Here is a 22,457-nt window from a genome sequence, read left to right on the forward strand (position 1 = left end):
CCCAAAGGCTTACTTTGCCTCTCCATCCGCCGCAAGGCGCAGCATCAGCGAGAGGCAAAGCCGGGGAGAGCAGGTCAGAGCGTCGCGGCGATTTCGGTGATGACAGTATGGGCCATCATCACATCGGCCTGGGTGGTTTCAAACTGACCGGCCTGGAAGCGGATCACCAGATCGCCATCGACCCGCGTCTGGGTGAGGTAAATTCGCCCGTCGTCGTTGATAGCATTGACCAATCTCAGGTTCAGATCATCCAGATCGGAGGCGCCTTTGGGGGCATAACGAAAGGTCCAGAGCGACCACATCGGCGGCGTGACGATCTCAAAATCCGGCGTCGCGGCGAGCCTGTCATGCAGGGCTTCGGACCAGGTGATATGGTTGCGCAGGCGCTGGCGCAGCCCTTCCAGCCCATAGGTGCGGATCAGGAACCAGATCTTTAGGGCGCGGAAACGGCGGCCCAGCGGCACCGACCATTCCGAGTAGTTGATGATGCCGTCTTTGCCGTGGGTTTTTAGATATTCGGGGCTGATCGCCAGAGTCTGCACCAGATCGTCGGGGTTTTTCAAAAAATGCGCCGAGCAATCGAATTGCACGCCGAGCCATTTGTGCGGGTTAAAGACGATGCTGTCGGCGCGCTCCACCCCTGACCAGTAGTGGCGATATTCGGGGCAGATCATCGCCGATCCTGCCCAGGCGGCGTCGATATGGCTGTACAGCCCGTAGTCTTCGGCGATTTGCAGGCAGTCATCCACCGGATCAGTGGCACCGGTGCCAGTGCCGCCCACACATAGGATCAGCCCGGCAGGCTGCATTCCGGCGGCAATATCGGCCTCGATTGCCTGGCGCAGCGCCGCAGGGTCCATGCCGCGCCAGTCGCCTTTGATCGGCACGCGCACCAGGTTTTGCTGGCCAATGCCGGCCACCCAGATGGCGCGATCCACCGAGGTATGCACTTCGCTGGAGCAATAGATCCGCAGCGGTTTTTGCGCAAACAGCCCCTGTTGGTTGCCCTGCCAGTTCAGCGCCTTTTCCCGCATGGTGAGGACAGCAGCCAGGGTCGCCGACGAGGCGCTATCCTGGATGACGCCCTGAAACTCCTCGGGCAGATCCAGCGCCTGGCGCAGCCAGTCCATCATCCGGGTTTCCATCTCGGTTGCTGCCGGAGAGGTCTGCCAGAGCATACATTGTGGCGCGATGGCCGAGGTGAGGAACTCTGCCAGCACCGAGGGCGCCGCGGCATTGGAGGTGAAATAGGCAAAGAAACGCGGGTGCTGCCAATGGGTGATCCCCGGCATCACGATCTCTTCAAAATCGGCAAAGATCGCTTCCATGCCCTCACCACCCTCGGGGGGCGTTGCAGGCAGGGCGTTCAGCACCTCGCCGGGTTCGGTGCGGGCGCGTACCGGCTTGTCGCCAACGGTCAGGTGATAGTCCTGCGCCCAATCCGCAATGCGGCGGCCCCAGCCTGAGAATTCATCCCATTTCATTGTCAAAACTCCAGTGTTCGGGCCTTGGCCCGGATAGCCCCCACCCAAGGGAAGGGGGCTGTTCTCATTGTTATACTAAGGGGCGATAATTGGCTGTGCCTTGAGGGCGCTTTCTTGGGTGGCGGCGCCTTCAAACGTCGAGCCTTCCTCGAACCAGCTGCGTGGCGCCGGCTCCCCCCAAAGCGTCTGGCGCTGTGGGTCTTTGAGTGACCATTTGATTGCCTCGTGGTCGGGATCAACGGTTTGATAATCCGAGCAATAGATCTCGATCCGATGGCCATCGGGGTCACGCACATAGAGGAAAAATGCGTTGGAGATACCATGGCGGCCAGGGCCGCGTTCGATATTGCTGACATAGCCGGTGGTGGACATCAGATCGAGCAGATCAATGATGTTGAGCGGTGTCGGCACCCAAAACGCGGTGTGATGCAGGCGCGGGCCGGTGCCATTGGTAAAGGCCACGTCATGCACGCCGCCCTTGCGGTGCATCCAGGCGGCCCAGACCTTGCCGCTTTCGTCGTCCTCTGTGTACTCCGTCACCCGAAAACCGATCTCGTTGTAAAAGGCGACGGAGGCATCCACATCCGCCGAGAACATGTTGAAATGGTCAATCCGCAGGGGTTTTACCCCGTTATAGAGCCTGTATTTCTGGTGAATGGGCTCCAGGCGCTCCATCTTTACATAGAACTCCAGCGGAATGCCCCAGGGGTCACGGGTGCGTAGGGTGCGTCCCATATGAGGGCGCTCGACCCAATCCACCGGCAGGCCTTTGGCAGCAAAGAAGGCTGCGGCCTTGTCGAGGTCGGGCGCGTCATAGAGCTTGAACCCCAAGACACCGACATCGGCGCTATCGGCCTGAACCAGCACGATGCAGTGATGGCCGCGTTCCTCCATGGCCCGCAGATAGATGTGGCTCTCGTCTTCCTGGGTTACCTGTAGCCCCAGGATCTCGACGTAGAACCTGCGAGAGGCTGCCAGATCGGTGACGCGGTACTCTACATGGGACAGCCGGACGATGTTGAAAGGAGGATAGAGCACGGGGGCGGGAACTGGCATGGGTGGGCTCCTAAGTGGAAACGGGGGGACCGGAGAGGTTCACATTTGTTGTTAACATGTGTAGCAATTTGGTGGCGTTCTGTCAAACGGTGAAAATGCGCCTCCGCAATTGCCTTTGGGCAGGATTATGAGTGATAAGCAGATATGAAAAATCGTTTGCCATCTACCGCCCGCTCTTTGCCAATTGCCTTGTTACGGGCGCGTGAACGCGTGATGGGGCCAATCCGGCATCTGCTGAGCGATGTGGATCTCACGGAACAACAATGGCGGGTACTGCGGGTTGTGCAGGAAAACGACGGCATTGATCCAACCGAGATCGCCGAACAGGCCTGCCTGTTGCTGCCCAGCCTGACGCGGATCCTGCAAAAGCTGGACGAAAAAGGGCTGATCAGCCGTAAACGCGACAAGGTGGACCGGCGCCGCCAGGTGATCCGTATCACCGCAGCGGGGGGCAAGATCATCGAGGCCAATATCGCCGCCAGCATCGCCATTGTGGACCGCACCCGCGAAAAAATGGGGCAAGAGCGCTATGAGGCGCTGCTGGATCTTCTGAACGAACTCGACAAGATCGAGCTCTAAGCAAGCTTAGCCTGCTGCCCGCCGCAGAAAGACCTGAACATCTGCCACATTGGTGCCGGTGCCACCGCAGACCAGCAGGGCTTTGGCGGCTTTGAGCGCGGCGTAGCTGTCGTTATTGGCCAGCAAAGCAGCAGGGTCCTTGCCCGCATCGGCAATTGCCTGCCAGGTCTGCGGTGTGGCAAAGCCGCCGGCGGCATCGGTGGGGCCGTCACGGCCATCTGTGCCAGCCGAGAGGAACAGCCAGTCTCCGCTCAATTCGGACGCGCCGCGCTGGGCCATGCGCAGGGCCAGTTCCTGGTTGCGGCCGCCGCGCCCGTTGCCCTGCAGGCGCACGGTGGTCTCACCGCCAAAGATCAGCGCAACGGGCTGGTCTGTCGGCGCTGCCTTGGCCGCTTGCAGGATCTCTTCAACCGCCGCGCAGACATCGCCGACCAGATGATCACTGACCAGCTGCGGCTGCCAGCCCAGGGCACGGGCGCGCTCCATCATCGCTGCAAGGCTGTGACGGTTGGAGCCGATGAGGTTGTTGTGCGCCACTGGCAGGGCGCTGTGGCTCTGCTCCTGTGACAGATGGGTTTTGACGGTCTCGGGCAGGTCCTGCCAGATCCCGGCTTGCTGCAACAGGGCGCGCGCCGCCGCCGGGTCCCCCAGCGCCGAAACAGTCGGACCCGAGGCAATGGCGCGCAGATCGTCGCCAATCACATCCGACAGGATATAGGCCTGCACCGAAGCCGGGGCGGCATGGCGCAGCAGGCCGCCACCTTTCAGCGCGGACAGTTGCTGGCGCACCAGGTTCATGTCGTTGATTTCCAGCCCCGAGGACAGCAGCGCCGCGCCAACAGAAGCCTTGTCCGCCAGGCTGATCCCCGCCGCCGGGGCCACCATCAGCGAGGAACCTCCCCCAGAGACCAGCACGGTGACGCGGTCCTGCGCGGTGGTTTGCGACAACAGGTCCATGACCGCTGCTCCGGCATCGGCGCTGGCCTGATCCGGCAGCGGGTGCGATCCGGCCAGAACCGTTGCACCGGGGACTTCTGTCAGGTTTTCGGGATTGGTGACCACAAGCGCCTGACGCGGTTCAGGGATATGGCGCAGCATTTCCCGCATCATTGGAACCGCCGCTTTGCCGAGCGCCAGAATATAGCTCTGCCCGCCGGGCTCCAAAGCGGGGAGCGGCGTCGAGAGCAGCGCCTGCCTGAGCGCTTTTGCGGGGTCGGCGCGGGCCACGGCGGCGTCAAACAGGGCGCGGGCGTCTTGGGGAAGGGGGGTCATCTTGCTCTTTACCTTGCGTTGGCAGCGGGCGAACCCTCGCCGTGTTACCGCTAAATCTATGGCGGTTTTGCCTGAGCCTCCGGGGTTAGGTCAAGGGGGGCGGATCGCAGCTGCGGACGGCAGCAAGCGCGGGCCGGGCCAGACCCCTGCCCCTAGCGCCCCGGCCTGTCGCGTTTTTGCAGGCGCGGTCCATCGGCTGTGATGCTGTGCAGCGACAGGCTGTGATCGGCGTTGCGCATCCGGTGGCGCAGCATCCGCCGGGTGAGCCGGGCCAGATCCGCCTGCCGCGCGGGGATCTGCGCCACGTTTTCCATCTCGCCGGCGCCTTGATGGTCAAACAGCAGGGGCGGCAGGTCGGCGGCAAATTCCACCAGGCTGAACCGCCCATCGCGCAGAATGGCGAGGCTGGACTCCGATGCCGGGGTGGCAAGCGCCTGTTGCCAGATTGTAGGGGACTGGGGGTCGCCAAAATCCAGCTCGGAATAGGAGTATTGCCGCCAGTCAGCGGGTGTTTCTCCGCGCAGCAGCGGCACCAGCGAGGCACCATCCATCGAATTGGGGATCTCCTGTCCGACCCAGTCCAGAATGGTTGGGGTGAGGTCAATGGATTCGGTGATCTCCTGCACCACAGACCCGGCCCGTGCGGCATTGCCGGGCATGCGGATGATCAGCGGTGTTTTATATGCGGCATCATAGACGGTGAACTTGCCCCAGCTGTGGCGGTCGCCCAGCATCTCCCCGTGGTCGGCGCTCAGCACCAGCAATGTGTTGTCGTCCTGACCGCTGTCCTTGAGGAACTGCACCACCCGGCCGATATGGGCGTCCACTTCGCTTGCCAACCCCAGATAAATCGCCCGCAGGGTCTGGATGTTTTCATCCGTCGGGTCCAGATCCGGAAAGCCCAGCACAGCAGAGGCCGGAGTATAGGCCTGGGTTGTGGGGGGGAAGAACGGATGGATCGCGCATTCATCGGCAACCGTGGCATGGCGGCTGGGCAGTGGCAGATCGGCGGGGTCATACATCGCATTATAAGGCGCAGGGGCCACCAGCGGCGGGTGTGGGCGAATATAGGTGAGATGGGCAAACCAGCTCTGGTCGTCATAGGCGGGCATGGTCGCCAGAAAACGATCGGTCAAAAAGGCGGTATCGCTGTCTGCCGCCTTGTAGGGTGCCGGATCGTTCAGCCGGGCCGGGCCACCGGTTGGGGAGACTGGTTTGTGCAGGTCCCAATAGGTGTCAAATCTGTAGCCCTTTGAGAGCAGGTCAGCGCGCCAAGGATAGGACATCTCCAGCCGCATCTCCAACATCTCCTGAAAGCCCTCCATATGCTGTTCATAGGTGCGGATGGCCGGATCATTGGGATGATGGGTGCGCGGGTCGCGCGCGGTGTCGGTATAGCCAAACAGCATCGGAGTGTATCCGGCCTTGCGCATCTCGCCGGGCAGGGTGGGGGTGTCATGGCGCAGCGGGGTGCCGTTGCGGATCGAGCGATGGTTCATCGCATATTGCCCGGTCAGGATCGAAGCGCGCGAGGGGCCGCAGGGGTTCACCACGGTGTAGTTTTGCTCAAATGTCACCGCCTCTGCCATCAGGGCCCGCAGGTTTGGCAGTGCGACATGCGCGGCCAGGGCACCTGTCAGGCAGTCCGCCCGCAGCTGGTCGATCAGAATGAACAACACGTTCTTTTTCCGGGGGTGATCCGTGCTCATGTGGTGCAGTCCTTTGACAGCTGGGGGGCTCAGTAGCGCCAGATAAGCCGGTCATTTGTGATTTGGGAAGAGGGTTTTCCCATTGGGGGTGACCGTTGTTGACCGATATTTTGGGGTCTTGTGGGTTTTGACTTGTCATGTTGGCGCTAAACTGACATTTTCGCCACATAATTCTGCACAGTGTTGTTGCACTGTGTTTTGCCGTCTTTGTGGAGTTTTGCCTGATGTCCCGTCCCGCGCCGCCGTCCCACCGGGAGGTTGAACTGCTTGAAACCCTGCGGCGGCTGGGCGGATCGGGGCGCAGTGCCGAGCTGGCGATGATGCTGGATGTGTCGGAGGAAACCGTGCGCCGCACCATCAAGGCCCTGGCCAAGGCGGGCTTGGTTGAGCGGGTCCATGGCGGCGCCTATCTGGTTGGGCCGCGCGGCACCGGCGAGGCCGGTCCCAGCTTTTTCCGGCGCATGGGAGAACACCCCACCGAGAAGGCGCAGATCGCCATGGCCGTTTTGCCCAGGATTGCCGATGGCATGACGGTGTTTCTGGATGTGGGTTCCACCACCTCCTTTGTGGCAGAGGCGCTGCGGCAGCGCCGCAACCTGACGGTGGTGACAAACTCCATCGGGGTGGCGCAGTTGCTGGCCAATCACAATGGCAACCGGTTGCATCTGCTGGGCGGCGAGATGTGCAACGATGATCGTGGCACCTTTGGTCCGGTGGCCGAAATGCAGGCGGCACGGTTTGCCTTTGATGTGGCGGTTCTATCTGCCGATGCGCTGTCTCCAAAATATGGGCTGCTGTTTCACAATGCCGCCGAGGCGGAGCTGACGCTTGCGGTCGCGGCTGCTGCCGAGCGGGTCATTGTGGTGACCACCCACGCAAAATTCTCTGAGAGCGCCCCACATCGGGGGCCTGCACCGCAGCAGCTGACGCATCTGGTCAGCGACCGGGAACCGGGAAAAAAACTGGCGCGGGCCCTGCTGGACTGGGGGGTAGAGTTCACCCTGGCCGACCCGGCGCCTGAAGGAGCGTGACATGGCGATTCTGACCTTTCTCATCAGCCTTGCAGGGGCCACCATGTTCCTGCTGTTTGCGGTGCGCATGGTGCGCACCGGCATCGAGCGCAGCTATGGCGCCTCGTTCCAGCGCTTGCTGACCGGCACCGGCAGTCAGATCCAGGCCAGCGGTGTCGGGCTGGGGTTGGCCCTGGTTCTGCAAAGCTCGGCGGCGGTGGCGCTGCTGGTGACCGGCTTTGCCTCTGGCGGGTATCTGGCCTTTCCCACCGGGTTGGCCATCGTGCTGGGCGGGGACCTGGGGTCGGCGCTGATCATTCAGATCCTGTCGTTCAAGCTCGACTGGCTGGTGCCGGTGCTTTTGGCAGTGGGGGGCTACCTTTTTGTCAAAACCGAGGGCAAGAAGACCCGGCAGGCGGGGCGGATCCTGATGGGGGTCGCCTTTATCCTGATCTCGCTGCGCTTTTTGCGCGAAGCGATGGATCCGATCCGCGACAGTGCCTTTTTGCCCGCCGTGGCAGGCTATCTGGCGCGGGACTATATCACCGCCTTTCTGGTGGGGGCGGGGCTTGCCTTTGTGATGCACTCCTCGGTGGCGGCCATTCTGATGTGCGTGACCCTGGTGCAGATCGGCGCCATTCCCTTTGAGGCAGGCCTGTCGCTGGTGCTGGGGGCCAATTTTGGCTCTGGCTTCATTCCGGTCTGGCTGAGCCGCGGGATGAGCCAAAGTGCGCGGCGCATACCCTATGCCAACCTCGGGCTGCGCGGCACCTGGGCGCTGATCTGTCTGCTGGCGGTAAATTCCAGCCTGGGTGTCGGGCTGTTGGCCGCGCCGCAGATCGGGGCGCAGATCGGGTCAATGGGCGGGCAGATGCTGGTCTATGTGCATCTCGCCTTCAACGGCTCCCTGTTACTGCTGGCGCTGCCGATCTCGGTGCGGATTGAACCCTTGATGAAACGCCTGATGGTACAGCCCCCGGCGCCTGAAGCCGACCTGACCGGCAGACCGCCGAGCGCCCTGGAGCCCGGCAGCTATGGCCCGCCGGCCCAGGTTCTGGCCAATCTGAAGCGAGAGCTGTTGCGGATGTGCGATCTGGTCGAGACCATGTTTCGCCCGCTCTCGGAGCTGTACAAAACCGGCGACGGCGCGCAGATCAAGGCGGTTCAGGATCTGGATCCAGAGGTCAATGCCTGCCTGTCGGGGATCCGTTCTTATGTGGCCGATATCCCCGAGCAGGACTTTACACCGGATGAGCTGAAACAGGCGCGTGAAATGGTGGAATATGCCATCCGTCTGGAAACCGCCGGCGATGTGGCAGCGCGGCGTCTGGCGGTGCTGGCGGGGAAGCTGAACAAAAAGCACCTGCGGTTCTCAAACGAGGGCTGGGACGAAATCCTGCATATGCACGAGGCGATCATGGCCAATCTGCGGCTGGCCTCGAATGTGCTGATTTCAAACGATCTGGAAAGCGCCCGTTTGCTCAACCTGGAAAAGACCGAACTCAAGCGGATGGAGCGCGACAGCCGCAAGCGCCACCTGAAGCGGCTGCAACGGGGCACCGGGCATAGTTTTGAAACCTCGGATATTCACCTGGAAACCCTGCGGGCGCTGCGTGAGTTCAACAGCCATGTGGCGGCGGTCTCTTATCCCTTGCTCTATCAGAACGGCCAGCTTCTGGAGACCCGGCTGATCGAAGATATGGAAGCCAGCTGACCGCGCCAAACAGGCTCTGAATATGGCGTTTCACCGCCAGAATTGAAAAGGTTCCCCGAAAAATGACGCCCTTTGTTGTTGCCATCATCCTGTCAGCGGCGCTGTTGCATGCGGTCTGGAATGCGATTGTCAAAACTGCGGTGGATCGCACCGCGACGCTGGGGCTGGTGGCGCTGGGCCATGTTGTTCCCGGTGCGGTCATGGTGGTCTATTTGCCGCTGCCTGAGCCGGAAAGCCTGGGCTATGTGGCGCTGTCGACCCTGATCCATTTTGGCTATTTCTACATGCTGGGGCAGGCCTATCGCCATGGTGACCTCAGCGTGGTCTACCCCATTGCCCGTGGCATTGTTCCTGCCCTTGTGGCGCTGTGGGCGATGATTTTTGCCAGTGAGTTCCTGCCGCTGCAGGCCTGGTTGGGCATTGCCCTGATTGGCCTGGGGATCCAACTGAGCAGCTGGCAGGCGTTGAAATCCGGGGTTGGGCGCAGTGCGTTGCTTTATGCGCTGGGCACTGGGGTCTGCATCTCGCTTTACTCGCTGGTGGATGGTCTGGGGGTGCGTCTGTCGGGCAATACGCTCAGCTATTGGGCCTGGGGCGCCTTTGGACATATCTTTGTTGCCGGGTTTATCGGCCTGCGCCGACGGCGGGTGCTGGCACAGATCCCGGCGCGCAGCTGGGGGATTGGCATTGCCGGTGGCTTGGTCTCGATGACGGCCTATGGGCTGGTGCTCTTTGCCAAGAACTTTGCACCGCTGGGGGCGGTCTCTGCTCTGCGTGAAACCTCGGTCATTTTTGCCGCCCTGATTGGCTTTGTTTTCCTGCGGGAAGGCAACTGGATACGCCGTCTGGGGGCTGCCGTGGTGATGGCGCTGGGGGTGGCCCTGATTGGGTTGTCTGTTTGACAGGCAGTTCCCCCGTCCAGGCTGCGCCGCGAGGCTGTTTACATTGACGGAACTGCCTGGGAGGCGCAAACTCCTGTTACAACACCACCTTATTCTGCTGGAGTTGAGGAGAATCGGGCAGTGTTACTCGAAAACTGGAGCCATGGTTTTAGGTGCTGCGGCATTTTGGCCTTATCAGTTTTTGAAACTGTCACTGTTTGTTGGGCGCAATGCCTCGCACTCTTTAAAATACCAAAAACAATAAAAAACGATACCAACAAACCCACTAGGGAGAAATTTGAATATGACTACCAAATCTAGCGTCACTCGCCGGACCCTGCTGAAAAGCGCCGGTGCGGCTGCTCTCGCAGCGCCGCTCTATTCCAAAAGCGCGCTGGCGTCTTCGGGTGAAGTGAACATTCTGATGTGGTCGGACTATCTGCCCCCAGCCTTTATCGAAGGCTTTGAGGCAAAGACCGGCATCAAGGTAAATTACACCGGTATTGGTTCGAACGAGGAAATCATCAACAAGATGAAGGCCACCAAGGGCCAGGGCTTTGACATTGTCTCGCCCACCAACAACCGGTCACTGCAGTGGGGCCCACTGCAGCTGCTGAAACCTTTTGACATGAACAAGGTCAACATCGACGCGGTGAACCCGGCGATGGCCAAAATCGGCACATCTGCCTGGAACTTTGACGGCGCCGGCGTGCATTGGCTGCCCCATATCTGGGGTACCGAAGGCATTGCCTACCGCACCGACAAATGGCTGCCAGCGGGCGATGCGCCGTCTTATGGCGATGTCTGGTCCGAAGAGAACGCAGGCAAAACCATGGGGCGCGCCCATTCGATGATGCTGGGCGCGGGTCTCTATATGGAAACCTCTGGCGAAATGGAGCCTGGCTCTGTCTGGGCGGCCTATGGTGACGAAGACACCATGCGCGAGGTCTGGGGCAAGATCACCGATTGGTGCATGGCGCGCAAAGACCGGATCAAGCTGATCTGGAATGATGCCGACACCCAGAAAAACGGTCTGCTGAACGAAGGCGTTGTTGTTGGTCAAACCTGGGATGGCCCCCCACTGGCGCTGAAAGCCGCTGGCGAGCCTGTGCATTATCAAGCCCCTGTCGAGGGTGCGATGGCCTGGGTTGACGGCATGTCCATGCCGGTTGGTGCCAAGAACGAAGAGCAGGTCTATGCCTTTATCGACTATGCCTTTGGCAAGGAAGCCGCCGGTAAAGCGATCGACAGCCATGGCTATAACTCGCCGGTTCTGGGCGCGGATGCCTTCTCGGGCGACGTGTACAAAAAGAACTTTGCCGAAGCCTATCCCGGCGACAGCCTGGCCAACCTGAACCCCTGGCCTGCCGAAGCGCCTTGGTATGCTGAAGTGCGCACCGAGTTCGTCAACAAGTTCAAAAGCGCCTGATCCGTTTTTGAACAAACTGGCCCCTGGATTTTCCGGGGGCCAGCCTGTGCGCATGCATGTCCCATGGGCGCATCAACACATCTGAATGAACAGAGCAGCCTGTTTACGCCGGGGGTATTCTCCACCGGGCGGGAGAGCTGCGAGCTGAGGAGAGACCACATGAGTGCTGGGGTCGGCGTAGATCTTGAAAACCTCTGGATCCGCTTTGGAGATTTTGTCGCCGTGCGCGACGCAAATGTGCATATCAACGGAGGTGATTTCTTTTCCTTCCTTGGTCCTTCGGGCTGCGGGAAGACCACGATCTTGCGCGCTGTTTCGGGCTTTTTAGACCCCAGTGAAGGTCAGGTGCTGATTGGCGGCAAGGATATGAAGGGCATCGGCCCGAACAAACGTCCCACCGCGCTGATTTTTCAGAACCTGGCGCTGTTCCCGCTGATGAAGGTCTGGGAAAACATCACCTTTTCGATGGAAATCAAAGGCGCATCGGCGCGGGAACGTCGCAAGCGCGCGGATGAATTACTGGACATGATCGCGCTGCCGGGGCAGGGCGACAAGCTGCCCTCGGAGCTGTCAGGCGGCCAGCGCCAGCGGGTCGCCATTGCCCGCGCGCTCTGCGCCGAGCCGGATGTTTTGCTGCTGGATGAGCCGCTCTCGGCGCTGGATCTGAAGCTGCGCCAGCACATGCGCACAGAGCTGCGCGAAATTCAGAAACGCGTGGGCATCACCTTCATCTATATCACGCACGATCAGGGCGAGGCCCTGACCATGTCTGACAATATCGCGGTGATGCGCGCCGGCGTCATCGACCAGATTGGCGATGGCAAGACCATCTACAATGATCCCGCCACCGCCTTTGCCGCGTCTTTTGTTGGCGAAAACAACGTGTTCCGGGGCAAGGTGAAACAGGTGTCGGGGGAAACCGCCTTGATCAGCACCAACCGGTCTGGCGATCTGCTGGCGCGGGTCTCTTCGGCCAATCAGGGCAAGATGAAACCGGGGGATGACGCGATGATGTTTATCCGTCCCGAAGCCTTTGCCCTGGCGCCGGTTGGCACCGAAGGCGATCACTTTGTCACCGCCACCGTCACCAACGAAGAATTTGAAGGCAATAGCTTCAATATCTTCATGGCGGGCGAAGGCGGCAAGGAAATGAAGGTCTCGCTGCCGAACCTTGGCCAGTCTTTTGACAGCCACAAGGGGCAGCCGATGACCCTGCAATATGATGTCCAGAACGCTGTGGCCCTGCCCGCTGGCGATCTGGCCACCGAATAGGGAGAAGTGGCAATGCCTCGTTTCCTGAAAGAGTTCTTTGACCGCAATGGTCTGGGCATTGGCTCGCTGATGCTGGGGCTGGTGTTGTTCTGGACCATTGGTCTGATCATCCTGCCGCAGCTGTCGATGCTGGATTTCTCCTTCCGTCCCAACCTGCCACCGCCTGAGATCGGCGGGCCAAAAGACATCTATACGATGGAGAATTACACATATCTGGTCTTTGGCCCCGAAGGCGGCAGCCAGGACTATAACGCGGTTGATCTCAAGGTGTTTTACCGGACGTTGATTGCGGCGATCTTTGTCACCATCTTCAACCTGATCCTGTGTTATCCGATCGCCTATTATCTGGCCCAGACCAAGGGCAATCACATCCGTATCTTTGCGCTGATGCTGATCATCCCCTACTGGATCAACGAGATCCTGCGGGCCTTTGCCCTGCGCATCATCTTTGGCGAAACCGGCGTGCTGAACAATCTGCTGGTGGCGGCCGGGATATTTGACACGCCCTTTGACTTTGTTCGCAACGATATCGCGCTCTATGCCGGTCTGGGCTATGCCTATATCCTGTTGATGATCTTCCCGATCTACAACGTGATCGAAAGCCTGGATCGCAACCAGATCGAGGCGGCGCGGGATATGGGCGCCAGCTGGTCAATGATCCACCGCCGGGTGGTTATTCCCTATGCCAAACCGGGCATCAGCTCGGGCTGTACCATGGTGTTCATGCTGTCAGCCGGGGCGCTGGCGGCGCCACAAATCCTGGGCGGACCATCGTCGCTCTGGTTCACCCAGCTGATTTACCAGCAATTCAACGACAACTCTGACTGGCCACAGGGCGCGGCCTATGCCGTGGTGCTGCTGGTGACCTGTATCCTCTTGGTGCTTGCTCTGATGCGGGTCTTCAAGGTGAACATGGGGGATATCGGCAAATGAAGAACCTTTCTCTTATGCGCCTCAGCATCTGGGCCTATCTGGCGATCTTCTTTGCCTATCTGCTAGGGCCGCTGGTGATCATGTCGATCACCGCCTTCAACTCGCCCGAGTTCCCGCGGGCGACCCCCTGGGAATGCCTGACCTTCGAGTGGTTCTCGGCGCTGTTTCAGGATGAACGCATCCTGAATGGCATCAAGAACTCGGTGCTGGTGGGCGCGGGCACTGTGGTGCTGTCGGTGGCCATGGGGCTGGCCGGGGCTTTGATGCTGACCCAGATCTGGCCCAAGCTGCGGGCGACCTACTATACCGTCATCATCGCGCCAATCCTGGTGCCGGGGGTGGTTATTGGTATCTCGACGCTGGTGTTCTGGGACCGGATCAACCGGATGTTGGGTCTGGGGGCGGATAGCTTCTTCTCAAACGGTTTGTTCCTGACAGTCATTGGTCAGTCCACCTTTATCGCCAGCTATTGCATGCTGGTGCTGGTGGCGCGTCTGCAGCGCTATGACATGGCCCTGACCGAAGCGGCCCTGGATCTGGGCGCGACCCATGCGCAGGCCTTCCGCAAGGTGCTGTTGCCCTTCATGAAGCCTGCCATTGCCTCGGCGGCGGTGCTGGCCTTCCTGGCGAGCTTTGAGAACTACAACACCACCACCTTCACCTTTGGGGAATATCCAACCCTGACCATCGAGCTGGCGCAAAAGGTCCGCTATGGCATCACCCCGGCGATTTCGGCCCTGGCCTTTATTATCGTCTTGCTCACGGTTTTTGCCGCCCTGTTCAACGAGGCCAATATTCGCCGCAAGGAACTGGTGGCCGAGGCCCGCAAGGATGCCACGGTGGAAGAGCTGAGCTCAGGCCAGTTCAAACTGCCTGGCTTTCTCAGTTCCAACTGGGCGGCTGTTGCCCTGGTGATTGTCGCCTGTGCAACCGTGGTCGTGGTGGGCACGGCGACCGTCTACAGCCCGCAGCAATGTATCGCCAATGTTCAGGAACAAAAGCGCCTGGAGTCCGAGCTGCGTATTCAAGAGCTCCTGCGCCAGCGTGAACTGCGTCGCCAGCAGCAACAGGAAGAGCAGGGCGACACAACCGCTCCGGCTCAGTCCAAACCTGCGGGCAATGATTCCGGCTTTGGTGGGGTCTTTGCACCCGGAACGCTGTCGGGTGAAGGCAGCGATGAGGGGGCAGGTGCAGCTTCTGAAAGTGACGGGAACAACTCTGGCTTTGGCGGCGTCTTTGCGCCCAATACCCTGAGCGGCGACGACACTAGCGCGGGATCCGGCAACTGATCCTGCCCTAGTCGCCAGAAAAACAACCCCCGCCCGGCAAGGCTGCTGGGCGGGGTATTCTTTTGGGACCTACCCTAAGTTTAGCCCTGCGGCAGGGGTTTTGAGACCAAGACGCCAGGCGCCGCTGCTGCCAGTGGTGCGCCGGACAGGCGCGCCATATGCCAGGCCAGCGCCTGATTGCTGCTGACCACGGGTTTGCCAAGGCGCTGCTCCAGATCCGCGATAATATCCAGCGTCCGCAAGTTCGTGCAGCTGAGGAACACCACCTGCACCTCTGGGTTTGATCCGACCTCCAGCGCTGCGGCGTGGATCGAGGCGGGATCAATGCGGGCGACATTGGCTTCGACCTCCTCGCCAAAGGACACCATGGCGGGCACCGCATAACCTGCGGCTTCAAATGTCTGCCGCATAGGCCCGGAAACAGTGTCTATATAGGGGGAAACCAGCCCGATCGAGGCGACCTCAAGCGCGGCAAAGGCAGCGAGAGTTGCGCTAAGCGGCTGGGCAACGTGGCGCGTTTTCACCGCGCCCTGCACCAGTGCGCGTACCCGGTCCACACCGATCAAGGTGGTGCCTGAGGTGCAGCCGTAGGCCACGGCATCAAAATCAGCTTCCTGCGGCAACAGGGCGGCTGCGGCGGGCAGGTCGCGCCCCATCTGGGCAATGGTTTCGGGCGTCAGCTCGGCCCCCGACGGGATACGGTTGATATAGAGCGCCACGTCATGCGCCACAAACAGGCGGCGAAAATCCTGTTCGATGGTCTCATCCACCTGCAGGACAATCAGCCCAAGCGTGGCCGCAGAGCCGATAGGACCGGTGAGGCGATAGGGGAAATGGCGCATGCCGACAGGCTCCTCGGGAAAACTGTCGCGAGCTTTGCCGACAATGGGCGGCGCTGCAAGAGAGAAGCGGGGGCCTCAGGCCAACCTGGCTGGCGACGGGCAGAGCGGCAGACAGGCAAACAGGAAAACTGGCAAACAGGAAAACTGGCAAACAGGAAAACCGGCAGGCTGGCAAACTGGCAGAGCGGCAAAAGCGATACCAGTCCGTCCCATTGCCCCCTTAATCCCAACGATGGCGCAGGAAACGGGTCGCCTGACAACGGGGGCGGATCTAGGCTGGGACAGCGTTTCAAGGAGCCCCCCATGGCCAGCCCATCATCCCCCGCAATTGATCTCACCGCCGGTCTGCTATTGGCAGTTCTGGCGCTTGTCTGGGGCGGGTCGTTCTTTTTTGCCGAAATAGCCCTGCGCGAGCTGCCCCCTCTGACTGTGACCCTGTTTCGGGTCACGCTGGCGCTGCCGGTGCTGTTTCTCGTTGTGCGGCTCAAAGGCATTGCCATCCCCCGCGGGGTCAGGATCTGGGGCGCTTACCTCGGCATGGGGGCTTTGAACAACGCCCTTCCCTTTTCGCTGATCTTCTGGGGGCAGACCCAAATTGAGAGCGGCTTGGCCTCGATCCTCAACGGCACCACGGCGGTGTTTGGCGCGGTGGTGGCGGGGCTTTTGCTCAAGGATGAGCCACTGACGCCGCAGAAACTGACAGGGGCTACTCTGGGCTTTCTTGGCGTGGCGGTGATCATGGGGCCGACGGCGCTGACCTCGCTGGATCCGCGCAATCTGGCGCAGCTGGCGGTCTTGGCGGCGGCCTGTTCCTATGCGCTGGCCAGCGTCTGGGGAAAGCTGTTCCTGGGGGATCAGCCACCGCTGATGAATGCGCTGGGGATGGTGACGGGCAGTACCGTGCTGATGGTGCCGCTGGCCCTATACGTCGAGGGCGCCCCCCGGTTTGACCTGTCTGTTGAGGTCTGGGGGGCGGTGATCGGGGTGGCGGTGCTGTCGACGGCGCTGGCCTACCTGATGTATTTTGAGATCCTGCGCCGGGCTGGCTCGGCCAATCTGATGCTGGTGACGCTGTTGATCCCGCCGGTGGCGGTCAGCCTGGGTGCCGGTGTTCTGGGTGAACAGCTCAGCCGCGAGGCCGTGCTTGGCTTTGCGATCATCGGGGTGGGGCTGATTGTCACCGATGGCCGCCTGCCCAGAAGGGTGCTGGGCAGGCGGCAGGTGTGATTCAGGCGGCGGCGTTTACCGCATCCGGGTGTGCCTTGGCAAAGGCGGGATGGGCGCTGCAGGCCCCCTCGACTGCCAGAATACGCGGCATATCTGAAAAGTCGGCCCCCCAGCGCCGGGCATTATAAAGCTGCGGCATCAGGCAGATATCAGCCAGACCGGGCGTGGTGCCGGTGCAATAGGGGCTTTGTTCATAGGCCCCTAGCAGGGTCTCAAAGGCCTGAAGGCCGGGGCGGATGAAATGCACCATCCAGTCACCGGGCATGCCTGCGGCGCCACCGGAAAGCTGGGTCGCGTGTTTGGCCACTTGCAGATTGCAGACCGGATGCAGATCTACCGCAATCGAATGCGCCAGCGCCTGAGCCTGCACCCGCGCGGCCGGGTCTTTGGGCAAGAGGCCAAGATCGCGGGTCTGATCCAGGTAGTCCAGAATGGCCAGCGATTGTGTCATCCGCAGACCGTCGATTTCCAGCACCGGCACAAAGCCCTGGGGATTGCGGGCCAGATGTTCGGGGCTTTTGTGCTCGCCCTTGACCAGATCAACGGTGATGGATTGGTAGTCGATGCCTGCGAGGTTCAGCGCAATGCGTAAACGGTAGCTGGCAGAGGAACGCCAATAGTCAAAGAGAACGGTGTCGTGCATCACTGATCTTTCTTCAATTAGGGTCTAATACAGGGAAAATGGGCAACCGAAGCCTCTCCGGTTGCCCATTTGATGTCAATCTATTGCGGCGCGATCAGAGCGCGCTCAGCTCCTTGGCATGCAGCCAGTCGGCGTGTTTGGGGGCTTTCTTGGTCTTGGACCATTCTTCCAGCATGTCCCATTTCACCGCATCGAGTTTTGCCAGCAGCGCCTCTTCTTTGGGGTCTGGGCAGGCCAGTTCCACCCGATGACCATTAGGATCAAAGAAGTAGATCGAGTGGAAAATCGAGTGATCGGTCACCCCCAGAACCTCGACGCCATTGGCCTCCAGGTGGTCTTTGAATTCGATCAGGGTCTCGCGGTCCTTGACCTTAAAGGCGATGTGCTGAACCCAGATCGGCGTGTTGGGGTCGCGGCCCATTTCGGGCTTGGTGGGCAGCTCAAAGAAGGCCAGCACGTTGCCGTTGCCCGCATCCATGAAGACATGCATGTAGGGGTCGGGCTCGTGGGTGGAGGGCACGTGGTCCTCGGCGATGGCCAGGACAAAGTCCATCTTGAGCATCTGGTTGTACCACTCGACGGTCTGTTTGGCGTCTTTGCAGCGATAGGCGACGTGGTGAATTTGTTCGATTTTCACGAGGGGTCCTCCTCTTTGATGAGCGCGGCCGCAGCCAGCGCCTGTTTCAGGATCGCGCGGTCTCCAATGTGATTGGCCAGGACCAACAGCAAACGGGCGTTAAAGGCCTCGCTGTCGGCTTTGTCGCGCCCCTCGTGGGCGGCCAGAAGATCCGCATAGAAATCATCGGCGCCATTGATGTTTGGGGTCAGGATCAGGTGGTCAGGGATCAAGGTCTCGGGCATCTGGCTTACTCCTTACCCATGGCGCGGCGGATGGCAGCGCGGAACTGGTTGTCATCAAACGAGGGGCGGCGGGCGGCGACATGCTGATCCGGGCGGATCAGATAGACGGCGCTGTCATTGTCGCCCAGATACCGCTCTTTCAGGGCCAGGGTCTTGTCGTCCTTGACCGAAAGCGCCAGCCGTTTGACCGTCACGCCCGCCTCTTCGATTTCATCGGGGGCATCGGCGTCAATGGTCAGCAGGATGAAATCATTGCCCAGTTTTGACAGCAGGAAGTCCTCCCCCAAAGGTGCGTCAGGGCAGGCCGAACCAGGGCGGGTGCGCGCAGGCCCATCCAGCAACGCATCTGCTGAGTTCAGCGTTGAACCATCATAGGTACAGGGCACTGACAGGCGGCCAGAGTTCACCAGCGGACGGGCAAATTCATGATGTTCGCTCAGATCCAGCACTGCATCCCGCAGCAGGCGGGACATTTCCGACTTTGGCGTGATGAAATCGGTGGAGCGGCTGGAATTGAGGATATTTTCCTCGGCCCCATGCACCCGCTCCTGGTCGTAGCTGTCGAGCAGGCTGTCGGGGGCCTTGCCCTCCATCACCAGTTTCAGCTTCCAGATCAGGTTGTCGGTGTCCTGCAGGCCGGAGTTGGCCCCACGGGCGCCAAAGGGCGAGACCTGATGTGCGGCGTCGCCGGCAAACAGGACCCGGCCATGGCGGAACTTCTCCATCCGGCGGCACTGGAAGGTATAGATCGAGACCCACTCCAGCTCAAATTCCACGTCATCGCCCAGCATCGCCTTGAGACGGGGAATGACGTTTTCGGGGCGTTTTTCGCGCTCTTTGTCGATGTCCCAGCCCAGCTGCAGATCAATGCGCCAGACGCCATCGGGCTGTTTGTGCAGCAGCGCCGACTGGCCCTTGTTGAAGGGTGGATCAAACCAGAACCAACGCTCGGTCGGGAAATCGGCCTCCATGATGACGTCGGCGATCAGGAAGTTGTCCTCAAAGACGCGACCGACAAAGTCCAGCCCCAGCATCCGGCGGGTGGGGGACCCGGCGCCGTCACAGGCGATCAGCCAGTCCGCTTCCAGGTTATAGGAGCCTTCGGGGGTGTCGATCTCCAGCGTCACATGGTCGGGATGGGTGCCGATTGCCGAGACCTTGTTGCGGCCCCGGATCTCGATTGGCGCGCCTTGTTCTTGCAACTCACGGACGCGATTGACCAGATATTCCTCGAAATAATACTGTTGCAGATTGATAAAGGCGGGACGCTTATGGCCCTCTTCCGGCAGCAGGTCAAAGTCGTAAACCTGGCGGTCATCAAAGAAGACCTTGCCCTTGTTCCACAACACGCCCTTGTCAACCATCGGCTGGCCACAGCCAAGCCGGTCAAGGATCTCCAGCGGGCGTTTGGCAAAGCAGATGGCGCGGGAGCCAAAGCTCACCTTGTCATTCTCGTCAAGGATCACCACCTCGACGCCTGCCTGTGCCAGCTCAATTCCAGCCGCGAGGCCAATGGGGCCGGCGCCAATCACCACCACTTTGTGGCGCACTGGCGCCCCGGCATCCTGATCCTCATGGCGGGCATAAGGATACATCGGGACTTCAAAGATCTTGTTCATCTGGTCTCCTCCCAAAGGGGGTGCCAACCGGAGGTTCTGATCGGCACAGCTTCTCTGTTTCCCGGCATTTCCGTGCCGGGAGGATGTGAGTATCGTTTCACATGTTTTTGTCGGGCGGCACGATCTGGATCAAAGCGCCCGGAGTTGGTGACCGGATTGGCCAGTCTGGGCAGGCTAGTCCGGATCGGCCAGTCTGGATCGGCCAGTTGTGCGGCCGGTTGGTGCGGTCTTGAAAGCCCCCGCGGGTTGGGGGGCTTTCATAAGGTCGGGATTACCCCTGTAGCGCTGCCCACATTTCCAGATCGCGTTCGGCGGTCCAGATGCGTGGGGTGTCGATGCCACGGGCTTCGTCAAAGGCGCGGGCGACGTTGAAGGGCAGGCAATGTTCGTAGATTGCGTAGTCCTTGAACTTGGGGTCGCATTCGGCGCGCACCGCATCCCAGGCCTCTTTCAGGGTGCCGTTGCGGGCCGCTACGCGTGCGGCGGGGCGATAGGTGCTTTCCACAAAATCGCGGGTGTTTTCAATCGCCGCGTTGACCATTTCCTTGCCAACCAGCGCGTCACCGCGACCGGGGGCAATGGCGTCTACGTCAAAGGCGGCGATATTGTCCAGGGTATCCCCCCAGTCGCTGAAGTGACCGTCCCCGCAATAGCAGGCAGAGTGGTATTCCACGATATCACCAGTGAACATCACGTTCTCATCCGGCACATGCACAACGATGTCACCCGCCGTATGGGCGCGGCCCAGATGCATCAGGTCGATGCGGCGGTTGCCCAGATAGACCGTCATGTCTTCGCTGAAGGTGGTGGTGGGGAAGGTCAGGCCGGGAATGCTCTCGTGGCCTTCAAACAGGCGCGGGAAACGCTGGAACTCGCTGTCCCAGTCTTCCTGGCCCCGTTCCACCACCATGGCGCGGGCGACATCGCCCATGATCACCTGACCAGCCCCAAAGGCCGAGGCCCCCAGCACCCGCACAGCGTGATAATGGGTCAGCACCACATGGCTGATGGGTTTGTCGGTCACCGAGCGCACACATTCGATCACCTTGTTGGCCAGACGGGGTGTCGCCTGGGCCTCAATAATCATCACAGAGTCATCGCCAATGATGACGCCAGAGTTGGGATCGCCCTCGGCGGTGAAGGCATAGATGTCCTTGCCCACTTCGCTAAAGGTGATTTTCTTTTCGCTCATGTCCCCTTGGGACGCAAATGCCTTGGCCATGTCTCTATCCTTTTTTCGGGTGCCAGAGGCTGGCTGAAGCCTCTGGCAAAAATGTTTCGAACGACGGGGTTACTCGGCTGCTGGCCAGACCTTGGCGGGCAGGATCTTGCCGGAACAATCGCCAAAGCCAATGGTGAAGCCATCGCCACGGGCATTTCCGCGCAGGGTCAGGGTGTCACCATCCTCGATAAAACCACGGCTCTCGCCGGTCTCCAGCGTAAAGGGCTCACGCCCGGCCCAGCTCAGCTCCATCAACGAGCCAAACTCAGACCGCTCCGCCCCGGAAATGGTGCCCGATCCCAAAAGATCCCCGGTGTTCATCTCGCAGCCACCAATGGCATGATGACACAGCTGCTCAGCCGCCGAGTAATACATCCGGTTGTAGTTGGTCTTGGAGACCACAGTGGCCGTCGCCGCGCCTTCGGGCTGCATCAGCACTTCCAGCTCGATGTCATACAGACCGTTCTTGCTGCCATTCAGATAGGGCAGCAGCTCTTTCTCGCGGGCCGGGGTCGGGGCACGGAAGTTTTCCAGCGCCGCAGCGGTGACGATCCACGGAGAAATCGAGGTGCCAAAGGCCTTGCCCTGGAACGGGCCCAGCGGCTGGTATTCCCAGCCCTGAATATCGCGGGCCGACCAGTCGTTCAGCAGCACATAGCCAAAGATCATCGCATCGGCTTCATCGACGGTGATGGGCTGGCCAAATTCAGATCCGGTGCCAACAATGGCGCCCATTTCCAGTTCGATATCCAGACGTTTGGTCGGCCCAAAGGATGGCATCTCGGCGTCCGGCGCCTTGGTCTGGCCATTGGGGCGGTGGATTGGCGTGCCGGAGACCACAACAGAGGAGGCGCGCCCATTGTAGCCAATGGGAATATGCAGCCAGTTGGCGGGCAGATCCGGGGAGCCCCGCAGGATCGCCCCCATGTTTTTGGCGTGCTGCATGCCGGCATAAAAATCGGTATATTCTGCCACGGCCAACGGCATGTGCAGCTCGGCCTCTGCCTGGGCCGTCAACAGCGGCTCCAGCCTGGCCTGCTCGGCCGCGCCTTCGGCCAACAGCGCTGTCAGCCGTTCCCGCAGGGCAGCCCAGACCGCTGGCCCTTCTTCCATCATTTCGTTCCAGAAGGGCATTTCAAACAGCGGATAATCCGTCAGCTGCAACAGTCCGGCCTCTTCGGCAGCCTGACAGTCAAAGATCATATCGCCAATCGCCACGCCACAGCGCGGCTCGCTATCTTTGGTCGAAAACACCCCATAGGGCAGGTTGTTCAGCGGAAAGGGATGCGCGGCGTCATTGGCCGAGCTCACCCAGGATTTCAGAAGCGGCATAGAGCCTCCAGTCGGTTGCAAGATCCGCAGATCTCATTTCATCTTTCCGGAAATACCTCCGGGGGTGAATGGGCCCGGAAGGG

20 protein-coding genes are annotated in these 22,457 nt (G+C 60.6%); 9 read left to right on the forward strand and 11 right to left on the reverse strand.

The window, feature by feature from the left end; genetic code table 11:
• Nucleotides 1–74: 74 nt before the first annotated feature.
• Together ARCT_RS0124245 and hpaD are read right to left on the reverse strand one after the other, a co-directional pair.
• A complete protein-coding gene (locus ARCT_RS0124245) occupies nt 75–1,484 on the reverse strand; it encodes a pyridoxal phosphate-dependent decarboxylase family protein (RefSeq protein ID WP_027242420.1) in 1,410 nt (469 codons plus the stop codon).
• Between the two features lie 75 nt (nt 1,485–1,559).
• On the reverse strand, nt 1,560–2,540 hold the full coding sequence (gene hpaD / locus ARCT_RS0124250) for a 3,4-dihydroxyphenylacetate 2,3-dioxygenase (RefSeq protein ID WP_027242421.1): 981 nt from the start codon (nt 2,538–2,540) through the stop codon (nt 1,560–1,562).
• 144 nt (nt 2,541–2,684) lie between these two features.
• Between hpaD and hpaR the strand changes: the two genes are divergently transcribed.
• Nucleotides 2,685–3,119, forward strand: coding sequence for a homoprotocatechuate degradation operon regulator HpaR (gene hpaR, locus ARCT_RS0124255; RefSeq protein ID WP_027242422.1), 435 nt, complete (start codon nt 2,685–2,687; stop codon nt 3,117–3,119).
• Nucleotides 3,120–3,125: 6 nt separating this feature from the next.
• On the opposite strand, the gene ARCT_RS0124260 is transcribed toward hpaR, so the two are convergent.
• Nucleotides 3,126–4,391 (reverse strand): glycerate kinase type-2 family protein, encoded by a 1,266-nt coding sequence (locus ARCT_RS0124260; protein ID WP_027242423.1) that lies wholly within the window; start codon nt 4,389–4,391, stop codon nt 3,126–3,128.
• Between the two features lie 152 nt (nt 4,392–4,543).
• Nucleotides 4,544–6,100 (reverse strand): sulfatase-like hydrolase/transferase, encoded by a 1,557-nt coding sequence (locus ARCT_RS0124265; protein ID WP_027242424.1) that lies wholly within the window; start codon nt 6,098–6,100, stop codon nt 4,544–4,546.
• A 224-nt stretch (nt 6,101–6,324) separates the two neighbouring features.
• On the opposite strand from ARCT_RS0124265, the gene ARCT_RS0124270 reads away from it, so the two are divergent.
• The 7 genes from ARCT_RS0124270 (at nt 6,325) to ARCT_RS0124300 (ending at nt 14,628) form a co-directional block, all read left to right on the forward strand.
• Nucleotides 6,325–7,131 (forward strand): DeoR/GlpR family DNA-binding transcription regulator, encoded by an 807-nt coding sequence (locus ARCT_RS0124270; protein ID WP_027242425.1) that lies wholly within the window; start codon nt 6,325–6,327, stop codon nt 7,129–7,131.
• Nucleotide 7,132: 1 nt separating this feature from the next.
• On the forward strand, nt 7,133–8,824 hold the full coding sequence (locus ARCT_RS0124275) for a Na/Pi cotransporter family protein (RefSeq protein ID WP_027242426.1): 1,692 nt from the start codon (nt 7,133–7,135) through the stop codon (nt 8,822–8,824).
• A gap of 62 nt (nt 8,825–8,886) precedes the next feature.
• Nucleotides 8,887–9,726, forward strand: coding sequence for an EamA family transporter (locus tag ARCT_RS0124280; protein ID WP_027242427.1), 840 nt, complete (start codon nt 8,887–8,889; stop codon nt 9,724–9,726).
• A gap of 283 nt (nt 9,727–10,009) precedes the next feature.
• A complete protein-coding gene (locus ARCT_RS0124285) occupies nt 10,010–11,134 on the forward strand; it encodes an extracellular solute-binding protein (RefSeq protein ID WP_027242428.1) in 1,125 nt (374 codons plus the stop codon).
• Between the two features lie 159 nt (nt 11,135–11,293).
• Complete coding sequence (locus ARCT_RS0124290) at nt 11,294–12,406, forward strand: ABC transporter ATP-binding protein (RefSeq protein WP_027242429.1); 1,113 nt, start codon at nt 11,294–11,296, stop codon at nt 12,404–12,406.
• A 12-nt stretch (nt 12,407–12,418) separates the two neighbouring features.
• Nucleotides 12,419–13,339 (forward strand): ABC transporter permease, encoded by a 921-nt coding sequence (locus ARCT_RS0124295; RefSeq protein ID WP_027242430.1) that lies wholly within the window; start codon nt 12,419–12,421, stop codon nt 13,337–13,339.
• The gene (locus ARCT_RS0124300) at nt 13,336–14,628 is read left to right on the forward strand and encodes an ABC transporter permease (protein WP_027242431.1); all 1,293 of its coding nucleotides are present in this window, start codon (nt 13,336–13,338) and stop codon (nt 14,626–14,628) included. The genes ARCT_RS0124295 and ARCT_RS0124300 overlap by 4 nt, the downstream gene beginning before the upstream one ends.
• Before the next feature lie 80 nt (nt 14,629–14,708).
• Here the strand turns inward: ARCT_RS0124300 and ARCT_RS0124305 are convergent, their stop codons facing one another.
• A complete protein-coding gene (locus tag ARCT_RS0124305) occupies nt 14,709–15,470 on the reverse strand; it encodes a maleate cis-trans isomerase family protein (RefSeq protein ID WP_027242432.1) in 762 nt (253 codons plus the stop codon).
• A 303-nt stretch (nt 15,471–15,773) separates the two neighbouring features.
• On the opposite strand from ARCT_RS0124305, the gene ARCT_RS0124310 reads away from it, so the two are divergent.
• Entirely contained in the window at nt 15,774–16,697 is a 924-nt protein-coding gene (locus tag ARCT_RS0124310; protein ID WP_027242433.1) for a DMT family transporter, read from the forward strand.
• Nucleotide 16,698: 1 nt separating this feature from the next.
• Here the strand turns inward: ARCT_RS0124310 and maiA are convergent, their stop codons facing one another.
• From maiA to fahA, 6 genes are all read right to left on the reverse strand, one after another.
• On the reverse strand, nt 16,699–17,340 hold the full coding sequence (gene maiA / locus ARCT_RS0124315) for a maleylacetoacetate isomerase (protein WP_027242434.1): 642 nt from the start codon (nt 17,338–17,340) through the stop codon (nt 16,699–16,701).
• A 94-nt stretch (nt 17,341–17,434) separates the two neighbouring features.
• The gene (locus tag ARCT_RS0124320) at nt 17,435–17,977 is read right to left on the reverse strand and encodes a VOC family protein (RefSeq protein WP_027242435.1); all 543 of its coding nucleotides are present in this window, start codon (nt 17,975–17,977) and stop codon (nt 17,435–17,437) included.
• Nucleotides 17,974–18,201: a DUF2783 domain-containing protein gene (locus ARCT_RS0124325; RefSeq protein WP_036785404.1), complete on the reverse strand. Its 228-nt coding sequence runs from the start codon at nt 18,199–18,201 to the stop codon at nt 17,974–17,976. Before ARCT_RS0124325 ends, ARCT_RS0124320 begins: the two co-directional genes overlap by 4 nt.
• Nucleotides 18,202–18,206: 5 nt before the next feature.
• Nucleotides 18,207–19,820 (reverse strand): FAD-dependent oxidoreductase, encoded by a 1,614-nt coding sequence (locus ARCT_RS0124330; protein ID WP_027242437.1) that lies wholly within the window; start codon nt 19,818–19,820, stop codon nt 18,207–18,209.
• A gap of 271 nt (nt 19,821–20,091) precedes the next feature.
• Nucleotides 20,092–21,042 (reverse strand): MBL fold metallo-hydrolase, encoded by a 951-nt coding sequence (locus ARCT_RS0124335; RefSeq protein ID WP_027242438.1) that lies wholly within the window; start codon nt 21,040–21,042, stop codon nt 20,092–20,094.
• A gap of 69 nt (nt 21,043–21,111) precedes the next feature.
• Entirely contained in the window at nt 21,112–22,374 is a 1,263-nt protein-coding gene (gene fahA / locus ARCT_RS0124340; RefSeq protein ID WP_027242439.1) for a fumarylacetoacetase, read from the reverse strand.
• Nucleotides 22,375–22,457: the final 83 nt, after the last annotated feature.

The organism is Pseudophaeobacter arcticus DSM 23566 (assembly GCF_000473205.1).
In the GTDB taxonomy this organism is placed as follows: Bacteria; Pseudomonadota; Alphaproteobacteria; order Rhodobacterales; family Rhodobacteraceae; genus Pseudophaeobacter; species Pseudophaeobacter arcticus.